This window comes from Anaerococcus degeneri, from assembly GCF_017874475.1.
GTDB lineage: Bacteria > Bacillota > Clostridia > Tissierellales > Peptoniphilaceae > Anaerococcus > Anaerococcus degeneri.
Map to the genome: position 1 here is coordinate 51904 of NZ_JAGGLO010000004.1, position 16167 is coordinate 68070.

The following is a 16167-nucleotide window of genomic DNA, read 5'->3' on the forward strand; positions in this document are numbered from 1 at the left end:
TTACTCCTTACAAATATCAATTGACTTTGATGCACCAATCCTAGATGCACCTGCTTCAACCATTGCTAAGGCCTCTTCTCTGGTGTGGATACCACCGCTCGCCTTTACTTTTGCCTTATTACCAACAGTTTCTGCCATTAATTTCACATCTGCAACAGTTGCTCCACCTGTAGAAAAACCAGTCGATGTCTTTACAAAGTCAGCTCCAGCGGCTACAGATATTTGGCAAACCTTGATTTTTTCGTCATCTGTCAAAAGGCAAGTTTCTATAATTACCTTTAGGACATTTGAGCCTATAGCCTCTTTAATCTCTCTGATTTCGTCTTCAACATAGGTATATTCACCGTCTTTAAGCCTGCCAACATTGATTACCATATCAATTTCACAAGCTCCGTCTTCTATGGCTTTTTTTGCCTCAAAGACTTTTGCTTCCTTGGCCATGGAACCTAGAGGGAAACCTACGACTGCGGCTATCCTTACGTCCTTGTTGTAATCTTTTATAAGTTTAACATTGGCTGAATTTACGCAAACAGAATAAAAATCGTACTTGACAGCTTCATCAACTAGGTTTTTAATATCTTTTATACTTGCATCAGCCTTCAAATTTGTGTGGTCTATATATTGGTTAAGTTTCATATTTCTTCCTTCTTTTCATATTCTAATAGGGCAAGGGTAAAATCATCTGCCATGGCCTGCCAGTTGTAGGATGTGATTATATCATCAACAAAGGTCAAATCACGTGACTTGGAGAAAGTCTCCCTCAACCTTTCAAGACCAAATTCATTACCCTCTTCGTTTTTCGCCTCGATTGCTCCATCTGTGAAAAATAATATCTTATCACCTGAGGATAGGTTTAGGCTTTTTTCTATATATTCGTCAGGCTCGATTATATTTGAGATCATCCTCCCATTAGCAAGGAGGTATTCTGCCTCGTTTTTCTCCTTAAAATAGATAAGTGGCGGACAATTGTGGCCAGCATTGGAAAATACCAGGCTATCGTCCCTAAAGTCGAAAATCCCAAGCCAAGCTGTAAAATACTGGCTAGAATCAATCTGCAATTTAGTAAATTTATTCCTAAGATTTAAGAAAACCTGGCCTGGGGAAAAATCTGGGTGCTTATCAAAAATCGCACTCATAGTCACCTTCAAAAACATAGTCATAATCGAAGCCTTGACCCCATGGCCCATGACGTCCGCTATATAAAAGGCAATCCTATTTTCATCGATTTTTATTAGGTCATAAAGGTCGCCAGAAACATCATCTGCGGGGTTATAAATCCCAGACAGGCTTAGCTTGCCATAGGTCCCATTTTTGGGGAGAATTGAAGACTGGATACGCCTTACAAAACGTATATCATCAAGCATGGCCTTATTGGCATTATAAAGGTCGATTTTGAGGATAGACTCACTTGTAATATCCCTGTAGACTTCGATAGTGCCTGTAAAGGTCTCGCCAAGATAAATTGGACTTGATTTGATCGAATAATACTTGCCATCTATTAGCTTTTCCTCAATCATAGTCGCACTCTTTGACAAAGTATTAGAGTTTGAAATAATTAGGTCTATATTTTCATCAAGATAGGTTTTAAGTTTTGGACTTTTCTTTAGGGCTTCTTTTAGGGCATCATTAATAAAGGTCACCTGACCAAAATCATCAATAATCCTCACCCAATCATCCATGGAATTAAGGATAAAAAAGTTGATATTCTCTTGTAAATCTCGGTTTTTATCAAAAGATTTCCTCATTGCGACCCCTTTACTGCCTTTATAGTAACTATATCTTTTTAATATAGTAATTCAATCGAAGTTTTTAGGCAAAATCCTCCAACGAAAGTAGACTTTTCCTCTAATTTTAAGGTCTTTACCTGTAAATAATTTATGAAAGTAAATTAAATTTACCAAAATAAAAAGGCTAGGACTGGATTTAAGTCACCAGTACCTTAGCCTAATTTTAGGATTTATTATAATTGAGCTAAAGATTTTTCTACAAGATCAATATTCATTTTTAGCTCTTTTATAATATTAACAAAGTCTATTCTTTCTTGGTCGCTTAGGTCTCCTGTCTTGATAAGATTCTCTATGATATCTATGATTTTTTTAATCACCCTTATATCCATCTTCAATTTATCATAAGACTTCGTATCCATCTTCTTATCCCTAGAAAGTGTGAATTTTTCAACATATTTTTGGGCAGCAACCATGAGTTTGTTATATTTATTTAACTGTATTTTTAACTCTGTACGAATATTTTTTTGACGAATTTGTTCGTCAATTTTTTCAAGAGTCATTTCAGAAAGACCCTTCCAAACATCTTCAGATTCTTCTTCCTTTATAGGGTTTTCTAAGCTTGGTTTTTCTAGATTAGGAATTTCATGCTTATTTTGATTTCCAGGCTTAGAATTTTTGAGTTTTTGGATTTGGTCATTAATATCACTTATCTTTTTGTCTAAATCTTTTATTTTATTTTCAAGATTCTTTACTTTGGCCAATTCTTTAGATTCTTCTATATCTTTGATTTCTTTTTTTAGTTTTTCAATTTCTTCACTATTTTCAGCAATCTTTTCTTTTGCTTTTTGGATATCTGAAGGACTTGTATTATCAAGCTTATTTTTCTCTAAAGCTAGGGCATCATCTTTTTGGCTTAACTCATTAAGAATAGCGGCCTTCTTTGCTAGTTCAGCTTGTGCTTCATTCATTTTATTTTTTAATTCTTTTACTTTTTGATCGTAATTAGAATTCTTTTTATCCTCTATAAATTTTTTGAAATTCTTTGCTACCTCTAAGAAATTTTCACTTTGTTCGAATGCAGCCTGTTCATTTTTGTAGTCTAAAATTTTATTTTGAAGTTCTTCTGCGTTCTCTTTTTTAGCTTTTTGTATCAAATCTAGGGATTTTTCAGCCGCTTGTGATTTTTGTTCGTAGAAAGCTTTTTCTTCGCTTAAAGATGCTTCATTCTTCTTGACAAAGGAATCAGTTTTGTCTTTTAATCTCTTATCCAAAAATTCAGCAGCCGCCTTTAATCTTGCAATTTCATTTTTCCTCTCTTCTTCTTGTATTAATATGCCCTGATACTCAGCTTCTGCCTTTTCTTTATTTTCTTTCTCAATATTTAATGCATTTTTTGCTTTTTGTCTTTCTTTTTCTTTTTCCTCAACAAGTTTATTTAAGTCTGTTATCTTACCGGCATCATAATTTTTTTGCAATTCTATGGCTTGTTCGTGTTGTTCCCTGACTTTTAGTTTATCATCCCTATCTTGTTGGAAATTCTTTGTGCCTTCGCTAATGCCATTTATAGCATTATTAATACCATTAGCTTCACCCTTGAGTTTTTCGATTTCTTTATCAATTGAGCCAATTTCTTGATCTATGCTTCTCTTAAAATCCTTATAATCTTGACTTTCTATTTTATCTTTGTTAGATTTTTCCTTTTCATAATTCTTAAAAACATCTTGGATTCCAGCTTTTTTGTTACCGAGTTCTTTTTGCTTATCAATATTTTCTTTTAATTGATTTTGAAAGTCACGTTCTTTATTTTTCTGTTCGCTAAGAAGTTTATTAGCTTCGTCATACTTCCTGTTTAGTTCTGCTGTCTTATCTTCTTTGACAAATTTTTCCTTATCAGCAGCCTGTTTTTCCGCCTCCTCATGGGCAGACTTTGCTTTATTGAAATTATCCTCAGCAGCCTCTTTATCTTTTTTCGCCTTTTCAATTTTTGGAGCCAAGGCCTCACGCTCTTCATCTATTTTCTTGATTTGCTTATCTTTTTCAAGAACTTTTTGATTTTCTTCTAGCTCTTTTTGCTTTGCTGTAAGCTGATTTTCTAAATTTTCCTTTTTAGCTTTTTTATCTGTTGCATCTTTATTTGCTTGTGCTAAATCTTTTTCTGCATTTTCCTTTTCATCTTGGGCTGCTTTTAGGTTTTCTTGGGCTTTGTCTAATTCAGACTTTGCTTTTTCATTAAGGTTTTGTGCTTCATCCGCTCTTGCAGTTTCCATTCCGCCGATAAAAGGCAGGACAGATGCCATCATTAGGCTTGTAATTATAATTTTTCTCTTCATTTTTTATCTCCTAAAATTTTATATTTCTATAATAAAATATTGCTTGTTAAAATTATGTTAAGGATGAAAAAAATTTTTTCTCCATTTTTATCTCCTAAAATTTTATATTCCTATAATAAAATATAGCTTGTTAAAATTGTGTTAAGGATGAAAGAATTTTTATCTCCTTATTCCTGTTTTTTTATACCCCCAATAAAAGAATTTGTCATATTAAATTTTAGTTAAGTTGATATTTTTTAATCTCTCCTAAACTTGCTAAATAGATATTAGATAAAAAGTTTTCGCCTAAAGATCTCCAGGTAAAATAAATATTCCTAAAATCCTCAAAATAAAAAGACCAGGCCGTAAATTAGTTACAAGCCTTAGCCTTTAATTTTTATAGAGACGCTTCCAGTTTTGCTAGATATTTTTCTACAAGTCCTATATTTACTTTTAATTTTTCTATCAATTTGACAAGCTTCGCCCTCTTATTAGCATCCATCTTGCCTGTTTTTGCATAATTTTCTGCAAGTGTTACGACTTCCTTGGCCCTATTTACACTTCCCTTTAACCTTAAGTAGGAATTTTTTAGACGAGCTTTCTTGTCCATTTTCTCAAGGCTGAAGCTTGATAGGTCAATATCATAATCATCAGAAATATTATCAAGACCCATATCGCCTATCCTATAGTCTGGCCTCATAGATTCATTCTTATTTCTAGCATTTTCTAGGATATTAATTTGCCTTTGGAGTTCTTTTATTTGTAGGTCTAAGGCTTTGATTTGGTAGTTGATAGCTCTAAGATTTTTCAATTTTTCAGATTCTTCTATATCTTTTATATTTTTCTTAATTTTTTCAATCTCAGCTTTTTTACTTTGAACCTTAGCTTTTGCGTCTTGTATCTGGCTATCAGTTAGAACTCCAAGATCATTTTTCATATTTAAGAGTGCTTGTTCTTCTTTTCCTATTGCTTCAAGCTTTGTTTTCTTCTTATCCAAATCATTTTGAGCTTGGGCAAGTTTTTCCTTGAGGGATTGTAAAATTATTTCTTTAGCCTTTCCATTTTTCTTAGCTTTTACAAACTCTCTTAACTCTTTTATACTCGCCAAAGAATTTCTATATGTTTCGTATTCATCTTTCGCAGCCCCATACTCGGCTTCAATTTTGTACTCCAATTCTCTTTTAAGTTTATCATTTGACTCTTTATTTTTATTTTTATCTTGAATTAATTTATTTTTTCTATCTTCGTGGCCTTGGGCTATTTTACTTAACAATTCTTTATTTGCTTTAGCAAAGCCATCCTTGTCATCAGCAGCCTTATCATTTAACCACTTAGCTAGGGCAGATGATTTTTCCAAGTCTTTTTGCTTGTCAGCTTCTTTAGATTTTAAAGCCTCATATTTTTTTATAGCTCCTTCTATATCCTTGCTGATTTCATCAAATTGTTTTTTTGCATGTTCTAAATTCTTAGCCTTCTCTAGCTCCTTTTCAGCTAATTTTTCATCTGTAGTGTAATTATCTTCAAATTCTTTTGCTAGTTTTTCTTTTTTGTAGGCATTGCTCTCCTCGTCCCTACTAGCCTCACTTTTTTCTAGCCTATATTGATTTTCCGCTATTTCTTTTTTCTTTTTTTCTATTTGTTTTTCTATATTATTGTATTTATCTTCTATATCTTTGACTTCAGCAAGGGACTTATCCTTAAATTCTAGATATTCTGGAGTATTTCTTATATTAATATTTGCTGGATTTGATTCAAATTCTTTGAAAAATTCTTCTATTCCCATCTTTTGACCATAAGCTTTGAAAAGTTCATTTTCTAGATTTTCCAACTCTTTTTCGAGTGCTTTTTTCTTCTTTTGGTCATCTCCATGATGTTCTTCAGCAATATCATATTGATTATTTAAATCATTAACTCTTTGCTCGCTTGTTAAGTTCTTAGTTGAGCCTGGATTAGCTTTTTCAGTTTCATATGCTTGTTTTGCATTTTCATATGTTTGTTCAGCCGCGTCTAATTCATTATTTACTTCTATTTCTCTTTGCTTAAGTTCTTCAATTTTCTTATTTAGTTCCTTTATTTCCTGATCTTTGGCAAGGATTTGTTCATCTGATTTAATATTTTCTTCTGCTTGTGCAATTTTATCAAGTTCCGCTTGTTTATCTGCTTCTTTTTGTTTTACTTCAGCATCATTTTTTGCTTGTTCTAATTCTTTTTCTAATTTTGCCTTATTTTCTTTAGCAGCCTCTAGTTTTTCCCTTGCTTGATCTAGGTCTGACTTTGCTTTTACACTTTGGTTTTTTGCTTCTTCGGCTTTTGCAATTTTCATTCCACCAATAAATGGCAGGACCGATGTCATCACTAGGCTTGTAATTATAATTTTTTTCTTCATTTTTTATCTCCTGAAATTTTATATTCCTATAATAAAATATTGCTTGTTAAATTTATGTAAAGAGGATGATTTTTTTAGCAACCCCTATAAGCATTGATATAAAGACATCTATAATAAATATACCTTAGCCTTATGGTGGTGCGAAAGTAAAATAAGCATAAAATTCCTAAAGAAAAAACACCCCAAAAGGGGTGTCCTTTATTTAAATTATAATCTAAATAAATCTATAAGCCCACAGCCGCGAATTTCGGGCTTTTATTTATTAAACTAGTTCGATGATTGCGCGTTCTGATCCGTCGCCTCTTCTTGGTCCTAGTTTTAGTACTCTTGTGTATCCACCGTTTCTGTCTTCGTATTCTGGTGCGATTTCAGAAAATAGTTTTTGTACAAGTTTTGGCTCGTAAAGATAGCTTGCTGCTTGTCTTCTTGTGTGAAGTGTGTTTCTCTTACCTAGGGTTATCATTCTATCAGCCATTTTTTGTGTTTCTTTAGCTCTTGTTAGGGTAGTTTCGATTCTACCGTGTTCAAGTAATGAACCCACTAGGTTTCTAAGCATAGCATCTCTATGGTCTGATCTTCTACCAAGTTTTCTTTTGCCTGCCATATTTCCTCCTATTCATCTTTTAGGGAAAATCCAAGTTCATGGATTTTATCTATTACTTCAGTTATTGATTTTTTACCGAAATTTTTGATTGTCTTTAGTTCTGATTCTGGAACTGCTATTATTTCTGCCACAGTGTTGAAGCCTGCTCTTTTTAGACAGTTGAATGATCTTAATGATAGGTCTAGTTCTTCGATTGTTCTTTCTAGATCTTCGTTTATGTCTTCTTCAACTATTTCTTCTTCAACTTCGATTTCTTCTGGTGGGAATGTCTTTCCTGGTAGTTCCTTGAAGAAGGAGAAGTTGTCGATTAGGATTGATGAGCCTTCTGCTAGGGCTTCTTGTGGAGTTACTGTTCCATTTGTCCATACTTCTATAATTAGCTTATCAAAGTCTGTAGATTCTCCTACCCTGGTGTTTTCAACTGTGAAGTTTACTTTTTCTACTGGGGTGAAGGATGAATCGATAGCGATAGTTCCTATAGGATCTTTTTCATCTTTATTGTCTTCAGATATCCTATAACCATTTCCATTTGTTACATCCATAGCTATTAAAAGTTTGCTTTTATCGTTAACTGTTGCTATATAATGCTCTGGATTGGCTATTTCAACTAAGGCATCTTCTTTTATATCTTTGGCTGTTACTATCTTTGGTCCTTCAATTTCTAGAAATAAGGTTACATCTTCGTCTGAATGTTTTTTCACATTTAGGCCTTTGATGTTTAGGATTATTTCTGGAACGTCTTCAACCACTCCATCAATTATAGAAAATTCATGAAGTACTCCATCGATTAGTATTTTTGAGACGCTAGAACCAGGTAAGGATGATAAGAGCACCCTTCTCATGCTGTTTCCAATGGTTGTACCATATCCTCGCTCAAGTGGGTATAGGGCAAATTTACCGTAGTGGTCTTCTTCCCTTATATCCAATATCTCTATATTAGTTTCTATTTTATCGATCATGGTAGCTCCTTAGTTCTAACTATTACTTAATCCTACTTAGAGTAGAACTCTACTATCATACGTTCTTCAACTGGAATGTCTATTTCTTCTCTTGTTGGGAACTTTACTACTTTTACTTTTAGATTTTCGATGTCGCTATCTAACCATTCAACTACACCAAATGATGCATTTACTTCTTTGATAGCTTTAAATAGTGTTTTTGTTCTAGATTTTTCTCTAACTTCGATTACATCACCTTCTTCAACTAAATAAGATGGGATGTCTACTTGCTTACCATTTACGAGTAGGTGGCCGTGTGTTACGATTTGTCTTGCTTCTCTTCTTGTTCTAGCAAGGCCTGATCTGAAGGCTATGTTGTCTAGTCTTCTTTCACAAAGGATTATAAGTTGTTCACCTGTTTGACCCTTCATTCTGCTTGCTTTGTCGTAGTAGCCTCTAAATTGTTTTTCGCTTACTCCGTAGATGAATTTAGCTTTTTGTTTTTCTCTTTGTTGCATACCATACTCAGATAGTTTGCTTCTTCTTTTTGGAAGAGCTCTATTTGAAGAACCTGTGTATCCTAGGTAGGCTGGAGAAATTCCTAAAGCTCTCGCTCTTTTGTATACTGGATCTTTGCTTACTGCCATAATATCTCCTTAATTAAACTCTTCTTCTCTTTGGTGGTCTACAACCGTTGTGTGGGATTGGTGTTACGTCTTTGATCATTGTAACTTCTAGTCCTGCTGCTTGTAGACTTCTGATTGCTGCTTCTCTTCCTGAACCTGGTCCTTTTACATAAACTTCTACAGTTTTTAGGCCTTGGTCGATTGCAATTTTAGCTGCTGTTTCTGCTGCTTCACCTGCTGCGAATGGAGTAGATTTTCTACTTCCTCTAAAGCCTAGTTGTCCTGCGCTTGCCCAAGAGAGTGCGTTTCCTTGCATATCAGTAAGTGTTACCATTGTATTATTGAATGTTGATGAAATGTGAGCTTGGCCACGTTCAACATTCTTTTTAACTCTTCTTCTACCTTTGGTAGATTTTTTTCCTTTTGGAGCCATCTATTAACCCTTTCTGCTTTTTCTTGTTCTTGCGTTGTTCTTTGTGTTTTGACCTCTTACTGGAAGACCGTTTTTATGTCTAAGTCCTCTATAAGAACCATTTTCTCTAAGTGCCTTGATGTTAAGACTTATTTCTCTTCTTAGGTCACCTTCGATTGTGTAGTGGTCTAGTTGTTCACGGATCTTACCAAGTTCTTCTTCTGTAAGGTCTTTCATCTTTGTATCAGGATTGATTCCTGCTTTTTCTAATATTTCGTTAGCAGTTGCTCTTCCTACACCATAAATATATGTTAGTCCAATTTCTGCTCTTTTTTCTCTAGGTAAATCTATACCAGCTATTCTTGGCATTGAACCCTCCTAACCTTGTCTTTGTTTGTGTTTTGGATTTTCGCAGATTACCATAATTTTACCGTTTCTTTTGATAATCTTGCATTTATCACACATTTTTTTTACTGATGCTCTAACTTTCATGTTTGCTCCTAACTTAAGTTTATATCTTTTTTAGATCTAACTTTTAAAATTAAAAGTTAATGTCCTTTGCCTAATGGTAGTTATACTTATAAGGATTTTTCAAATCCTTCACCCAAGATGATGGGACTATTTTTGTCTCCAAGTTATTCTACCTTGGCTAAGATCGTAAGGAGATAGCTCTACAGTTACTGTATCTCCTTCTAATATTCTAATGCTGTTCATACGAAGCTTGCCTGATATGTGAGCTTGTACTTCATGTCCGTTGTCTAGTCTTACCCTAAATATTGCGTTAGGCATTGCCTCGACAACTTCTCCTGTAACTTCTATAGCATCTTTTTTTGACATTGATAGAACCTCCTTTATAAATTTTCTAAAATGTCTATTGAACGCTTTTGTTTTATCAACGACTTCGATCTAGAAATCTTTGTAAGATTCTATCACATCTAATTTTTTCTTAGCATAAATTAGTTTACTTTCCTAATTTATCGTTAAATTCGTTAAAAACTTCTTCTGGAGTTTTAGCGCCATCTATTTTGATTAACTTTCCTGCCTTTTCATAATATTCTACGAGTGGGCTGGTGAAGTCATTATATACTGCAATACGGTTTTTAACTGTTTGTTCATTATCATCATTTCTTTGGATGAGCTTTCCGCCACATTTATCGCAAATACCTTCTTTTTGAGGCTTATTGTTCATTATGTGGAAGGTTGATCCACAGTCTTCGCAGACCCTTCTGCCAGTAATTCTTTCAATTAGGATTTCATCATCTACATCAAAATAAACTACCTGGCTTATTTCAGTATTTCTTTCTGCCATTCCCATATCTAGGGCCTTGGCTTGGTCTAGGTTTCTAGGGAATCCATCGAATAGTACTATTCTTTGATCCCTATCTTCCACTTTGTCAAAGGCATCCCATACAAGATCAATTGTTAATTCATCTGGTACAAGATCTCCTCTATCCATATAAGATTTTGCTTTCATTCCCAGTTCAGTTTTATTTGAGATATTGTATCTGAATATGTCACCTGTTGCTATCTGAACTGCGTTTAATCTGTCTATTATTTTACTTGATAGCGTACCCTTACCAGCTCCTGGTGGGCCTAACAATATTATATTCATTTCTTACCTGTTTAAAAATCCTTTATATTGCTTCATAGTCATCATAGCTTCGATTTGTTTTACAGTTTCAATAATTACACCTACAACGATGATTACTGATGATCCACCAAATGATATTTGTAATCCTAGGAGTCTGCTTGCTATAGCTGGTACTATTGTTAGTAGGGCTAAGCAAATTGAACCGATGAAGGTTATTCTTGTTGATACAGTTGCTAGGAAATCACTGGTTGGTTTACCAGGTCTAATTCCTGGAACGAAACCACCATTTTGTTGTAGTTGTTTTGCATATTCTACAGTGTTGAATTGGATTTGGTTATAAAAGTATGCGAATATTAGGATAAGTACAGTTTGTACTAATAGATATACCGCAAAACCAAATGTTGACTTGTTGAAAAATGCAGTTAATCCGCTTTCTCCACCATTTCCGAAGAATAGGGATACAGTAGAAGGAATAGCAAGTACTGCTGATGCGAAGATGATTGGCATAACTCCGCCCATGTTTACCTTTACTGGAATATGGGTTGATTGGCCGCCGTACATCTTACGTCCTACTACTCTTTTTGCGTATTGGATTGGGATTTTTCTTTCACCTTCAGATATCATTACTACTGCTATTACTATTAGGACAACTAAAAGTGACATAATAGCTATAGCAAGAACGCTTGTAGTATTGTAGTGAAGGCCTTCTTGCCATCTAGATATGGTTCTTGGGAAGGATGCTATAATACCCATGAAGATTAGTAAACTTGTACCGTTACCAAGTCCCTTTTCTGTCATAGTTTCACCCATCCATGTTACAAACATTGTTCCACCTATTAGGGTAACATTCATGGCTATCTTTTGGAAGCCTGTTGCACTTGATAGGGCTGCACCGTAAAGGCCGTTTGTAATGGCTACTGCCTGGAATATGGCAAGTACTATTGTCATATACCTGGTGTATTTTTGGATGGTTTTTCTTCCCTGTTCACCCTCACGGGTTAATTCTTCTAACCTAGGGATTACTACTGTTAACAACTGCATTACGATTGATGCTGTAATGTAAGGTTGAACTCCTAGGGCAAATATTGATAAGGTTGATAGTCCACCACCTGTTAGCATATTTAGGTAGTCAACTAGGGTTCCTTCAATGTTTGAATATGCGTTTGCTAAGGCCTTTGTATCGATAAAAGGTATTGGAATGTTGTTTCCAAGCCTATATATTACAAGCATCAAGAGGGTAAATCGGAATTTCTTCCTGATTTCTTCTTCCCCTGCTGCTCTTTTAATTATATCTAACATAGCTACTTCTTTCTATTAAGCTTTTTTAGATGGTTTTACCCACTTTTTCACTTCTATAGTTTCTACACTTCCACCTGCTTGCTCGATTTTTTCTACAGCAGATTTTGTGAATTTATGAGCTTTTATTGTTAGTTTCTTTTCTAGTTCGCCATCGCCTAGGATCTTAACTCCAGCTTTAGCTTTGTTTTTCTTTAATAGTTTTGTCTCAAATAATAATTCTGGTGTAACTTCTGTACCATCTTCAAAGACGTTTAGGCTTTCAACATTGATTGTTTCGTAAATCTTTCTGTTGATGTTCTTAAAACCTCTTTTAGGTAAGAGTCTAAATAGAGGCATTTGACCACCTTCGAAACCTGGTCTAACTCCTCCACCACTTCTTGAGTTTTGTCCGTCTTGTCCACGACCAGATCTTTTACCTAGTCCTGAACCAGCTCCTCTTCCTTTACGTTTCTTATCTTTTAATTTAACGTTTGGTTGTAAATCATGTAATTTCATTTTACACCTCAGTCTATATTCTTAACTTCAACCATGTGTCTGATTTTGTGAACCATTCCCTTGGTTGCGTCATTATTTTCTTTAACAACTGATTGACCGATTTTTCTTAGGCCAAGCGCTTTTGCTGTTGCGATCTGTCCATCTTTTTTACCGATAAAAGATCTTTTAAGTGTGATTTCAATTCTTCCCATTGTACTCTCCTTAATAGTCAAATTCTTCTACCGATATACCACGAAGTCTTGCAACTTCTTCTACAGTCTTCATGTTGTAAAATGCATTGATACATGCGTTAATGATATTTCTTGGGTTACTTGTTCCAAGGTTTTTAGCTTTGATGTCTTTAAATCCTGCAAGTTCGCAGATAGCACGTACTGGACCACCTGCGATGATTCCTGTACCTTCTACTGCTGGCATTAATAATACCTTTCCTGCACCATCAGCTCCTTGGATTCTGTGTGGAACTGTTGTTCCTACTACTGGAACTTCTATCATTTGCTTTTTAGCATTTTCTGTAGCTTTTCTGATTGCTTCTGGTACTTCTGTAGCTTTACCTGTTCCAACACCTACAACACCGTTTGAGTTTCCTACAACTACTAGGGCTGTAAATCTGATGTTACGTCCACCTTTTACAGTTTTAGCAACTCTGTTGATTGCAACTACTCTATCTTCGAGGTTTAGTTTTTCTACTTCACTTTTTAATAAATATTTCATTTTACCAACCTCCTAAAACTTAAGACCAGCTTCTCTTGCTGCTTCTGCTAGTGCTTTGACTTTTCCGTGATATAAATAACCATTTCTATCAAATACAACTTCTTCGATGCCAGCTTCAAGAGCACTCTTTCCGATTGCTGCTCCAACTTTTTTAGCTGTTTCAACGTTAGCGTGTTCGCTTTCTGCTACATCTTTTTGAAGGCTGTTAGCACTTGCAAGTGTTACGCCGTTAACATCGTCAATTAGTTGTGCATAGATATTTGTGTTTGATTTATATACTGAAAGTCTTGGTCTTTGAGGAGTTCCTGATATCTTTGCTCTAACTCTTTTTTTACGAGTTATAAGTCTATCGTTTTTATTCTTTTTAGCCATTTATATCTCCTACTTACCTGTCTTACCAACTTTACGTCTTACATGCTCATCAGTATATCTAATTCCCTTACCCTTGTATGGTTCAGGTTTTCTCTTAGCTCTGATATTTGCAGCATGTTGACCTACAAGTTGTTTGTTATATCCCTTAACAATAATAGTTCTATCATTTGGTACTTCAGTTTCGATACCTTCAGGATCTGGCATTGTGATTTGGTGAGAATAACCTAGGTTTAATACTAAGTTCTTACCTTGTTTAGCTGCTCTGTATCCTGTTCCTTCGATTTGAAGTGTTTTTTGATAACCTTCTGATACTCCTACTACCATATTGTGTATTAAAGATCTATAAAGACCGTGGTCGATGTTTTGTTGTTTTGTATAGTTTTCAGGAATTGTAAGGATTAGTTCGTTTTCTACTCTCTCAAGTGTAACTCTATCGCTTATTGTTAAGCTATCTTCTCCGTTTTTTCCTTTAACTTTTACATTAAGACCATCTATAGTAACTTCTACTCCAGAAGGTATTACGATTGGTTGTTTACCTATTCTTGACATATATTACTCCTTACCATACGTAACAAATAACTTCGCCGCCTACATTTTCGCGTCTTGCAGCACGGTCAGTCATAAGTCCTTTTGATGTTGAAATAATCGCTGTTCCAAGACCATCTAGTACCTTTGGAACTTCATTGGCTTTTACATAAACTCTAAGGCCTGGTTTAGAGATTCTTCTAAGGCCAGAGATTACTTTTTCGCCATTTTCTGTATATTTTAAATCTATTGTAAGAATACCTTGTTTATTGTCTTCTTCTACGTTAAACCCTGTTATAAAGCCTTCATCAAGCAGTATTTGGGCAATAGCTTTTTTCTCATTAGAAGATGGAACAGTAATCTTTTTATGATTAGCTTTGTTACCATTTCTGATTCTTGTTAGCATATCCGCTATTGGATCTGTCATCATAATTATCTTTCCCCCTTAATTACCAGCTTGCTTTTCTTACTCCTGGTATTTGTCCATTATTTGCAAGTTCTCTAAAGCAAATACGGCAAATTCCATATTTTCTTAAGTAGCCGTGTGGTCTTCCACAAAGTTTACATCTTGTATATTCTCTTGTAGAGAATCTTTGTTTTCTTTGTTGTTTAGCTATAAGTGACTTTTTAGCCATTTTTGCTCCTTCTATTTCTTAAATGGCATTCCCATTAATTCTAAGAATGCTTTTGCTTCTTCATCAGTTTCAGCAGTAGTTACGATTGTGATATCCATTCCGTGAATGAAGTCTACATCATCGTATTTGATTTCAGGGAAGATCAATTGTTCTTTGATACCTAGTGAATAGTTTCCACGGCCATCAAAAGAATTTGCGTTGATACCTCTAAAGTCTCTAACTCTTGGAAGTGAAATTGAGATTAACTTATCTAGGAAGTCATACATCTTATCTCTTCTAAGGGTAACTTTTGTACCAATTGCTTGACCAGCTCTTAATTTAAAGTTTGCTACTGATTTTTTAGCTTTGATTTCGATTGGTTGTTGACCTGTTATAAGGCTAAGTTCTCTCTTAGCTGTATTTAATAGGTTTTGGTTGTCTTTTGCTTCTCCAAGTCCGATGTTTATAACAATTTTATCAAGTTTTGGAACTTGCATTACATTTTTATAACCGAACTGTTCGATAAGTTTTTCAACAACTTCGTTTTGATATTTTTCTTTAAGTCTCTGTGTCATAATATCTCCTATTACCTAGTCGAATTTTTCGTCAGTCTTTTTTGATTTACGAATCTTTTTGCCATCTTCGTAAACAATTTCTGTACGAACACCTTTTTTAAGTTCTTCTGAGTATAGAAGTACATTTGATGCATCAATTGGACCGTTTTGTTCAAGTCTTCCTGACTCACCGCCCATTGTTGTTGCTTTTTGGTGTTTTATTTGCACGTTGGCACCTTCAACTATAACTCTATTTGTCTTTGGGAAAGCTTGTAAAACTTCTCCTACATGTCCTTTATATTCACCTGATATTATTTGGACTTTATCGCCTTTTTTTATATGCATTTTATCCCCCTATAATACTTCCGGTGCTAGTGAGATAATTCTCATGAAACCTTCAGATCTTAGTTCTCTTGTTACTGGACCAAAGATTCTTGTTCCTACTGGTGTTTGGTCATCTTTGATGATTACTGCTGCGTTATCGTCAAATCTTATAACTGAACCATCAACTCTTTTTAGGCCTCTTTTTGTTCTAACAATAACAGCCTTTACTACTTGACCTTTTTTTACCGCTCCGCCGGGTGTTGCACTTTTTACTGAACAAACAACTACATCACCAATATTGGCATATCTTCTTCTAGTTCCTCCAAGAACTTTGATTACTAAAAGTTCTCTTGCGCCGGAGTTATCTGCTACTCTCATTCGAGTTTCTTGTTGTATCATAATAATCTCCTTATCAATTAAACAATTTCTGCCGCTTGGCTAATGCGTACTAGTCTCCATCTTTTTGTTTTAGATAGGGCTCTTGTTTCCATTATTACTACTTTATCGCCAACTTTAGCTTCATTTTTCTCATCATGAGCTTTGTATTTTTTACTTCTAACTATTTTCTTTTTGTACACTGGGTGGCTAATGATATCTTCAACAAGAACTGTTATAGTCTTATCCATTGCGTCAGATACTACCACGCCTTGGCGCACGTTTCTTCTATTTCTTTCCATTGA

Annotated in this window: 24 protein-coding genes; all 24 read right to left on the reverse strand. The window is 34.7% G+C overall.

Going from position 1 to position 16167, the window contains the following annotated elements; translation table 11 throughout:
* A complete protein-coding gene (gene deoC, locus J2Z38_RS05335) occupies positions 1 to 636 on the reverse strand; it encodes a deoxyribose-phosphate aldolase (protein WP_209773361.1) in 636 nt (211 codons plus the stop codon).
* Positions 633 to 1745, reverse strand: coding sequence for a PP2C family protein-serine/threonine phosphatase (locus tag J2Z38_RS05340; RefSeq protein WP_209773363.1), 1113 nt, complete (start codon positions 1743 to 1745; stop codon positions 633 to 635). Before J2Z38_RS05340 ends, deoC begins: the two co-directional genes overlap by 4 nt.
* A 215-nt stretch (positions 1746 to 1960) precedes the next feature.
* Positions 1961 to 4057, reverse strand: coding sequence for a hypothetical protein (locus J2Z38_RS05345; RefSeq protein WP_209773365.1), 2097 nt, complete (start codon positions 4055 to 4057; stop codon positions 1961 to 1963).
* Positions 4058 to 4433: 376 nt separating this feature from the next.
* Complete coding sequence (locus tag J2Z38_RS05350; RefSeq protein WP_209773367.1) at positions 4434 to 6422, reverse strand: hypothetical protein; 1989 nt, start codon at positions 6420 to 6422, stop codon at positions 4434 to 4436.
* A 262-nt stretch (positions 6423 to 6684) separates the two neighbouring features.
* Positions 6685 to 7026: a 50S ribosomal protein L17 gene (gene rplQ, locus J2Z38_RS05355; RefSeq protein WP_209773370.1), complete on the reverse strand. Its 342-nt coding sequence runs from the start codon at positions 7024 to 7026 to the stop codon at positions 6685 to 6687.
* A gap of 8 nt (positions 7027 to 7034) precedes the next feature.
* Positions 7035 to 7985 carry a DNA-directed RNA polymerase subunit alpha gene (locus J2Z38_RS05360; protein ID WP_209773372.1) on the reverse strand — a complete coding sequence of 317 codons (951 nt, stop codon included), beginning with the start codon at positions 7983 to 7985 and terminating at the stop codon, positions 7035 to 7037.
* A 32-nt stretch (positions 7986 to 8017) separates the two neighbouring features.
* Positions 8018 to 8611 carry a 30S ribosomal protein S4 gene (rpsD, locus tag J2Z38_RS05365; protein ID WP_209773383.1) on the reverse strand — a complete coding sequence of 198 codons (594 nt, stop codon included), beginning with the start codon at positions 8609 to 8611 and terminating at the stop codon, positions 8018 to 8020.
* 13 nt (positions 8612 to 8624) lie between these two features.
* On the reverse strand, positions 8625 to 9023 hold the full coding sequence (rpsK, locus tag J2Z38_RS05370; protein WP_004826876.1) for a 30S ribosomal protein S11: 399 nt from the start codon (positions 9021 to 9023) through the stop codon (positions 8625 to 8627).
* A gap of 3 nt (positions 9024 to 9026) precedes the next feature.
* Entirely contained in the window at positions 9027 to 9371 is a 345-nt protein-coding gene (gene rpsM / locus J2Z38_RS05375) for a 30S ribosomal protein S13 (protein WP_209773391.1), read from the reverse strand.
* Between the two features lie 9 nt (positions 9372 to 9380).
* The gene (gene rpmJ, locus J2Z38_RS05380) at positions 9381 to 9494 is read right to left on the reverse strand and encodes a 50S ribosomal protein L36 (RefSeq protein WP_209773405.1); all 114 of its coding nucleotides are present in this window, start codon (positions 9492 to 9494) and stop codon (positions 9381 to 9383) included.
* Between the two features lie 126 nt (positions 9495 to 9620).
* Positions 9621 to 9839: a translation initiation factor IF-1 gene (infA, locus tag J2Z38_RS05385; protein ID WP_209773414.1), complete on the reverse strand. Its 219-nt coding sequence runs from the start codon at positions 9837 to 9839 to the stop codon at positions 9621 to 9623.
* A 124-nt stretch (positions 9840 to 9963) separates the two neighbouring features.
* Entirely contained in the window at positions 9964 to 10614 is a 651-nt protein-coding gene (locus J2Z38_RS05390; RefSeq protein WP_209773417.1) for an adenylate kinase, read from the reverse strand.
* 3 nt (positions 10615 to 10617) lie between these two features.
* A complete protein-coding gene (secY, locus tag J2Z38_RS05395; RefSeq protein ID WP_209773420.1) occupies positions 10618 to 11892 on the reverse strand; it encodes a preprotein translocase subunit SecY in 1275 nt (424 codons plus the stop codon).
* Positions 11893 to 11907: 15 nt separating this feature from the next.
* Complete coding sequence (gene rplO / locus J2Z38_RS05400; protein ID WP_209773423.1) at positions 11908 to 12387, reverse strand: 50S ribosomal protein L15; 480 nt, start codon at positions 12385 to 12387, stop codon at positions 11908 to 11910.
* Between the two features lie 8 nt (positions 12388 to 12395).
* Entirely contained in the window at positions 12396 to 12578 is a 183-nt protein-coding gene (rpmD, locus tag J2Z38_RS05405; RefSeq protein WP_209773426.1) for a 50S ribosomal protein L30, read from the reverse strand.
* A 10-nt stretch (positions 12579 to 12588) separates the two neighbouring features.
* Complete coding sequence (gene rpsE / locus J2Z38_RS05410) at positions 12589 to 13098, reverse strand: 30S ribosomal protein S5 (RefSeq protein ID WP_209773434.1); 510 nt, start codon at positions 13096 to 13098, stop codon at positions 12589 to 12591.
* A gap of 12 nt (positions 13099 to 13110) precedes the next feature.
* Complete coding sequence (gene rplR, locus J2Z38_RS05415) at positions 13111 to 13470, reverse strand: 50S ribosomal protein L18 (protein ID WP_209773436.1); 360 nt, start codon at positions 13468 to 13470, stop codon at positions 13111 to 13113.
* 9 nt (positions 13471 to 13479) lie between these two features.
* Complete coding sequence (gene rplF, locus J2Z38_RS05420) at positions 13480 to 14019, reverse strand: 50S ribosomal protein L6 (RefSeq protein WP_209773439.1); 540 nt, start codon at positions 14017 to 14019, stop codon at positions 13480 to 13482.
* Positions 14020 to 14029: 10 nt separating this feature from the next.
* The gene (gene rpsH, locus J2Z38_RS05425; RefSeq protein WP_209773442.1) at positions 14030 to 14425 is read right to left on the reverse strand and encodes a 30S ribosomal protein S8; all 396 of its coding nucleotides are present in this window, start codon (positions 14423 to 14425) and stop codon (positions 14030 to 14032) included.
* 19 nt (positions 14426 to 14444) lie between these two features.
* A complete protein-coding gene (locus J2Z38_RS05430) occupies positions 14445 to 14630 on the reverse strand; it encodes a type Z 30S ribosomal protein S14 (RefSeq protein WP_004826887.1) in 186 nt (61 codons plus the stop codon).
* Positions 14631 to 14641: 11 nt separating this feature from the next.
* Positions 14642 to 15184, reverse strand: a complete 543-nt coding sequence (gene rplE, locus J2Z38_RS05435; RefSeq protein ID WP_209773446.1) for a 50S ribosomal protein L5 — start codon at positions 15182 to 15184, stop codon at positions 14642 to 14644.
* Positions 15185 to 15199: 15 nt separating this feature from the next.
* Positions 15200 to 15508 (reverse strand): 50S ribosomal protein L24, encoded by a 309-nt coding sequence (rplX, locus tag J2Z38_RS05440; RefSeq protein ID WP_209773448.1) that lies wholly within the window; start codon positions 15506 to 15508, stop codon positions 15200 to 15202.
* A gap of 9 nt (positions 15509 to 15517) precedes the next feature.
* Positions 15518 to 15886 carry a 50S ribosomal protein L14 gene (gene rplN / locus J2Z38_RS05445; protein WP_209773450.1) on the reverse strand — a complete coding sequence of 123 codons (369 nt, stop codon included), beginning with the start codon at positions 15884 to 15886 and terminating at the stop codon, positions 15518 to 15520.
* A gap of 17 nt (positions 15887 to 15903) precedes the next feature.
* Positions 15904 to 16164 (reverse strand): 30S ribosomal protein S17, encoded by a 261-nt coding sequence (rpsQ, locus tag J2Z38_RS05450; protein ID WP_223418043.1) that lies wholly within the window; start codon positions 16162 to 16164, stop codon positions 15904 to 15906.
* Positions 16165 to 16167 lie beyond the last annotated feature (3 nt).

Bases quoted from the DNA above. Each gene is read 5' to 3' on its own strand.
- deoC (WP_209773361.1), bottom strand. From the start codon at position 636: ATGAAACTTAACCAATATATAGACCACACAAATTTGAAGGCTGATGCA.
- J2Z38_RS05390 (WP_209773417.1), bottom strand. From the start codon at position 10,614: ATGAATATAATATTGTTAGGCCCACCAGGAGCTGGTAAGGGTACGCTA.
- secY (WP_209773420.1), bottom strand. From the start codon at position 11,892: ATGTTAGATATAATTAAAAGAGCAGCAGGGGAAGAAGAAATCAGGAAG.
- infA (WP_209773414.1), bottom strand. From the start codon at position 9,839: ATGTCAAAAAAAGATGCTATAGAAGTTACAGGAGAAGTTGTCGAGGCA.
- rplR (WP_209773436.1), bottom strand. From the start codon at position 13,470: ATGGCTAAAAAGAATAAAAACGATAGACTTATAACTCGTAAAAAAAGA.
- rplN (WP_209773450.1), bottom strand. From the start codon at position 15,886: ATGATACAACAAGAAACTCGAATGAGAGTAGCAGATAACTCCGGCGCA.
- rpsQ (WP_223418043.1), bottom strand. From the start codon at position 16,164: ATGGAAAGAAATAGAAGAAACGTGCGCCAAGGCGTGGTAGTATCTGAC.
- rplF (WP_209773439.1), bottom strand. From the start codon at position 14,019: ATGTCAAGAATAGGTAAACAACCAATCGTAATACCTTCTGGAGTAGAA.
- rpsK (WP_004826876.1), bottom strand. From the start codon at position 9,023: ATGGCTCCAAAAGGAAAAAAATCTACCAAAGGTAGAAGAAGAGTTAAA.
- rplQ (WP_209773370.1), bottom strand. From the start codon at position 7,026: ATGGCAGGCAAAAGAAAACTTGGTAGAAGATCAGACCATAGAGATGCT.
- J2Z38_RS05430 (WP_004826887.1), bottom strand. From the start codon at position 14,630: ATGGCTAAAAAGTCACTTATAGCTAAACAACAAAGAAAACAAAGATTC.
- J2Z38_RS05340 (WP_209773363.1), bottom strand. From the start codon at position 1,745: ATGAGGAAATCTTTTGATAAAAACCGAGATTTACAAGAGAATATCAAC.
- J2Z38_RS05350 (WP_209773367.1), bottom strand. From the start codon at position 6,422: ATGAAGAAAAAAATTATAATTACAAGCCTAGTGATGACATCGGTCCTG.
- rpsM (WP_209773391.1), bottom strand. From the start codon at position 9,371: ATGCCAAGAATAGCTGGTATAGATTTACCTAGAGAAAAAAGAGCAGAA.
- rplO (WP_209773423.1), bottom strand. From the start codon at position 12,387: ATGAAATTACATGATTTACAACCAAACGTTAAATTAAAAGATAAGAAA.
- rpsE (WP_209773434.1), bottom strand. From the start codon at position 13,098: ATGAAATATTTATTAAAAAGTGAAGTAGAAAAACTAAACCTCGAAGAT.
- rplX (WP_209773448.1), bottom strand. From the start codon at position 15,508: ATGCATATAAAAAAAGGCGATAAAGTCCAAATAATATCAGGTGAATAT.
- rpsH (WP_209773442.1), bottom strand. From the start codon at position 14,425: ATGATGACAGATCCAATAGCGGATATGCTAACAAGAATCAGAAATGGT.
- J2Z38_RS05345 (WP_209773365.1), bottom strand. From the start codon at position 4,057: ATGAAGAGAAAAATTATAATTACAAGCCTAATGATGGCATCTGTCCTG.
- rpmD (WP_209773426.1), bottom strand. From the start codon at position 12,578: ATGGGAAGAATTGAAATCACACTTAAAAGATCTTTTATCGGTAAAAAA.
- rpsD (WP_209773383.1), bottom strand. From the start codon at position 8,611: ATGGCAGTAAGCAAAGATCCAGTATACAAAAGAGCGAGAGCTTTAGGA.
- rpmJ (WP_209773405.1), bottom strand. From the start codon at position 9,494: ATGAAAGTTAGAGCATCAGTAAAAAAAATGTGTGATAAATGCAAGATT.
- J2Z38_RS05360 (WP_209773372.1), bottom strand. From the start codon at position 7,985: ATGATCGATAAAATAGAAACTAATATAGAGATATTGGATATAAGGGAA.
- rplE (WP_209773446.1), bottom strand. From the start codon at position 15,184: ATGACACAGAGACTTAAAGAAAAATATCAAAACGAAGTTGTTGAAAAA.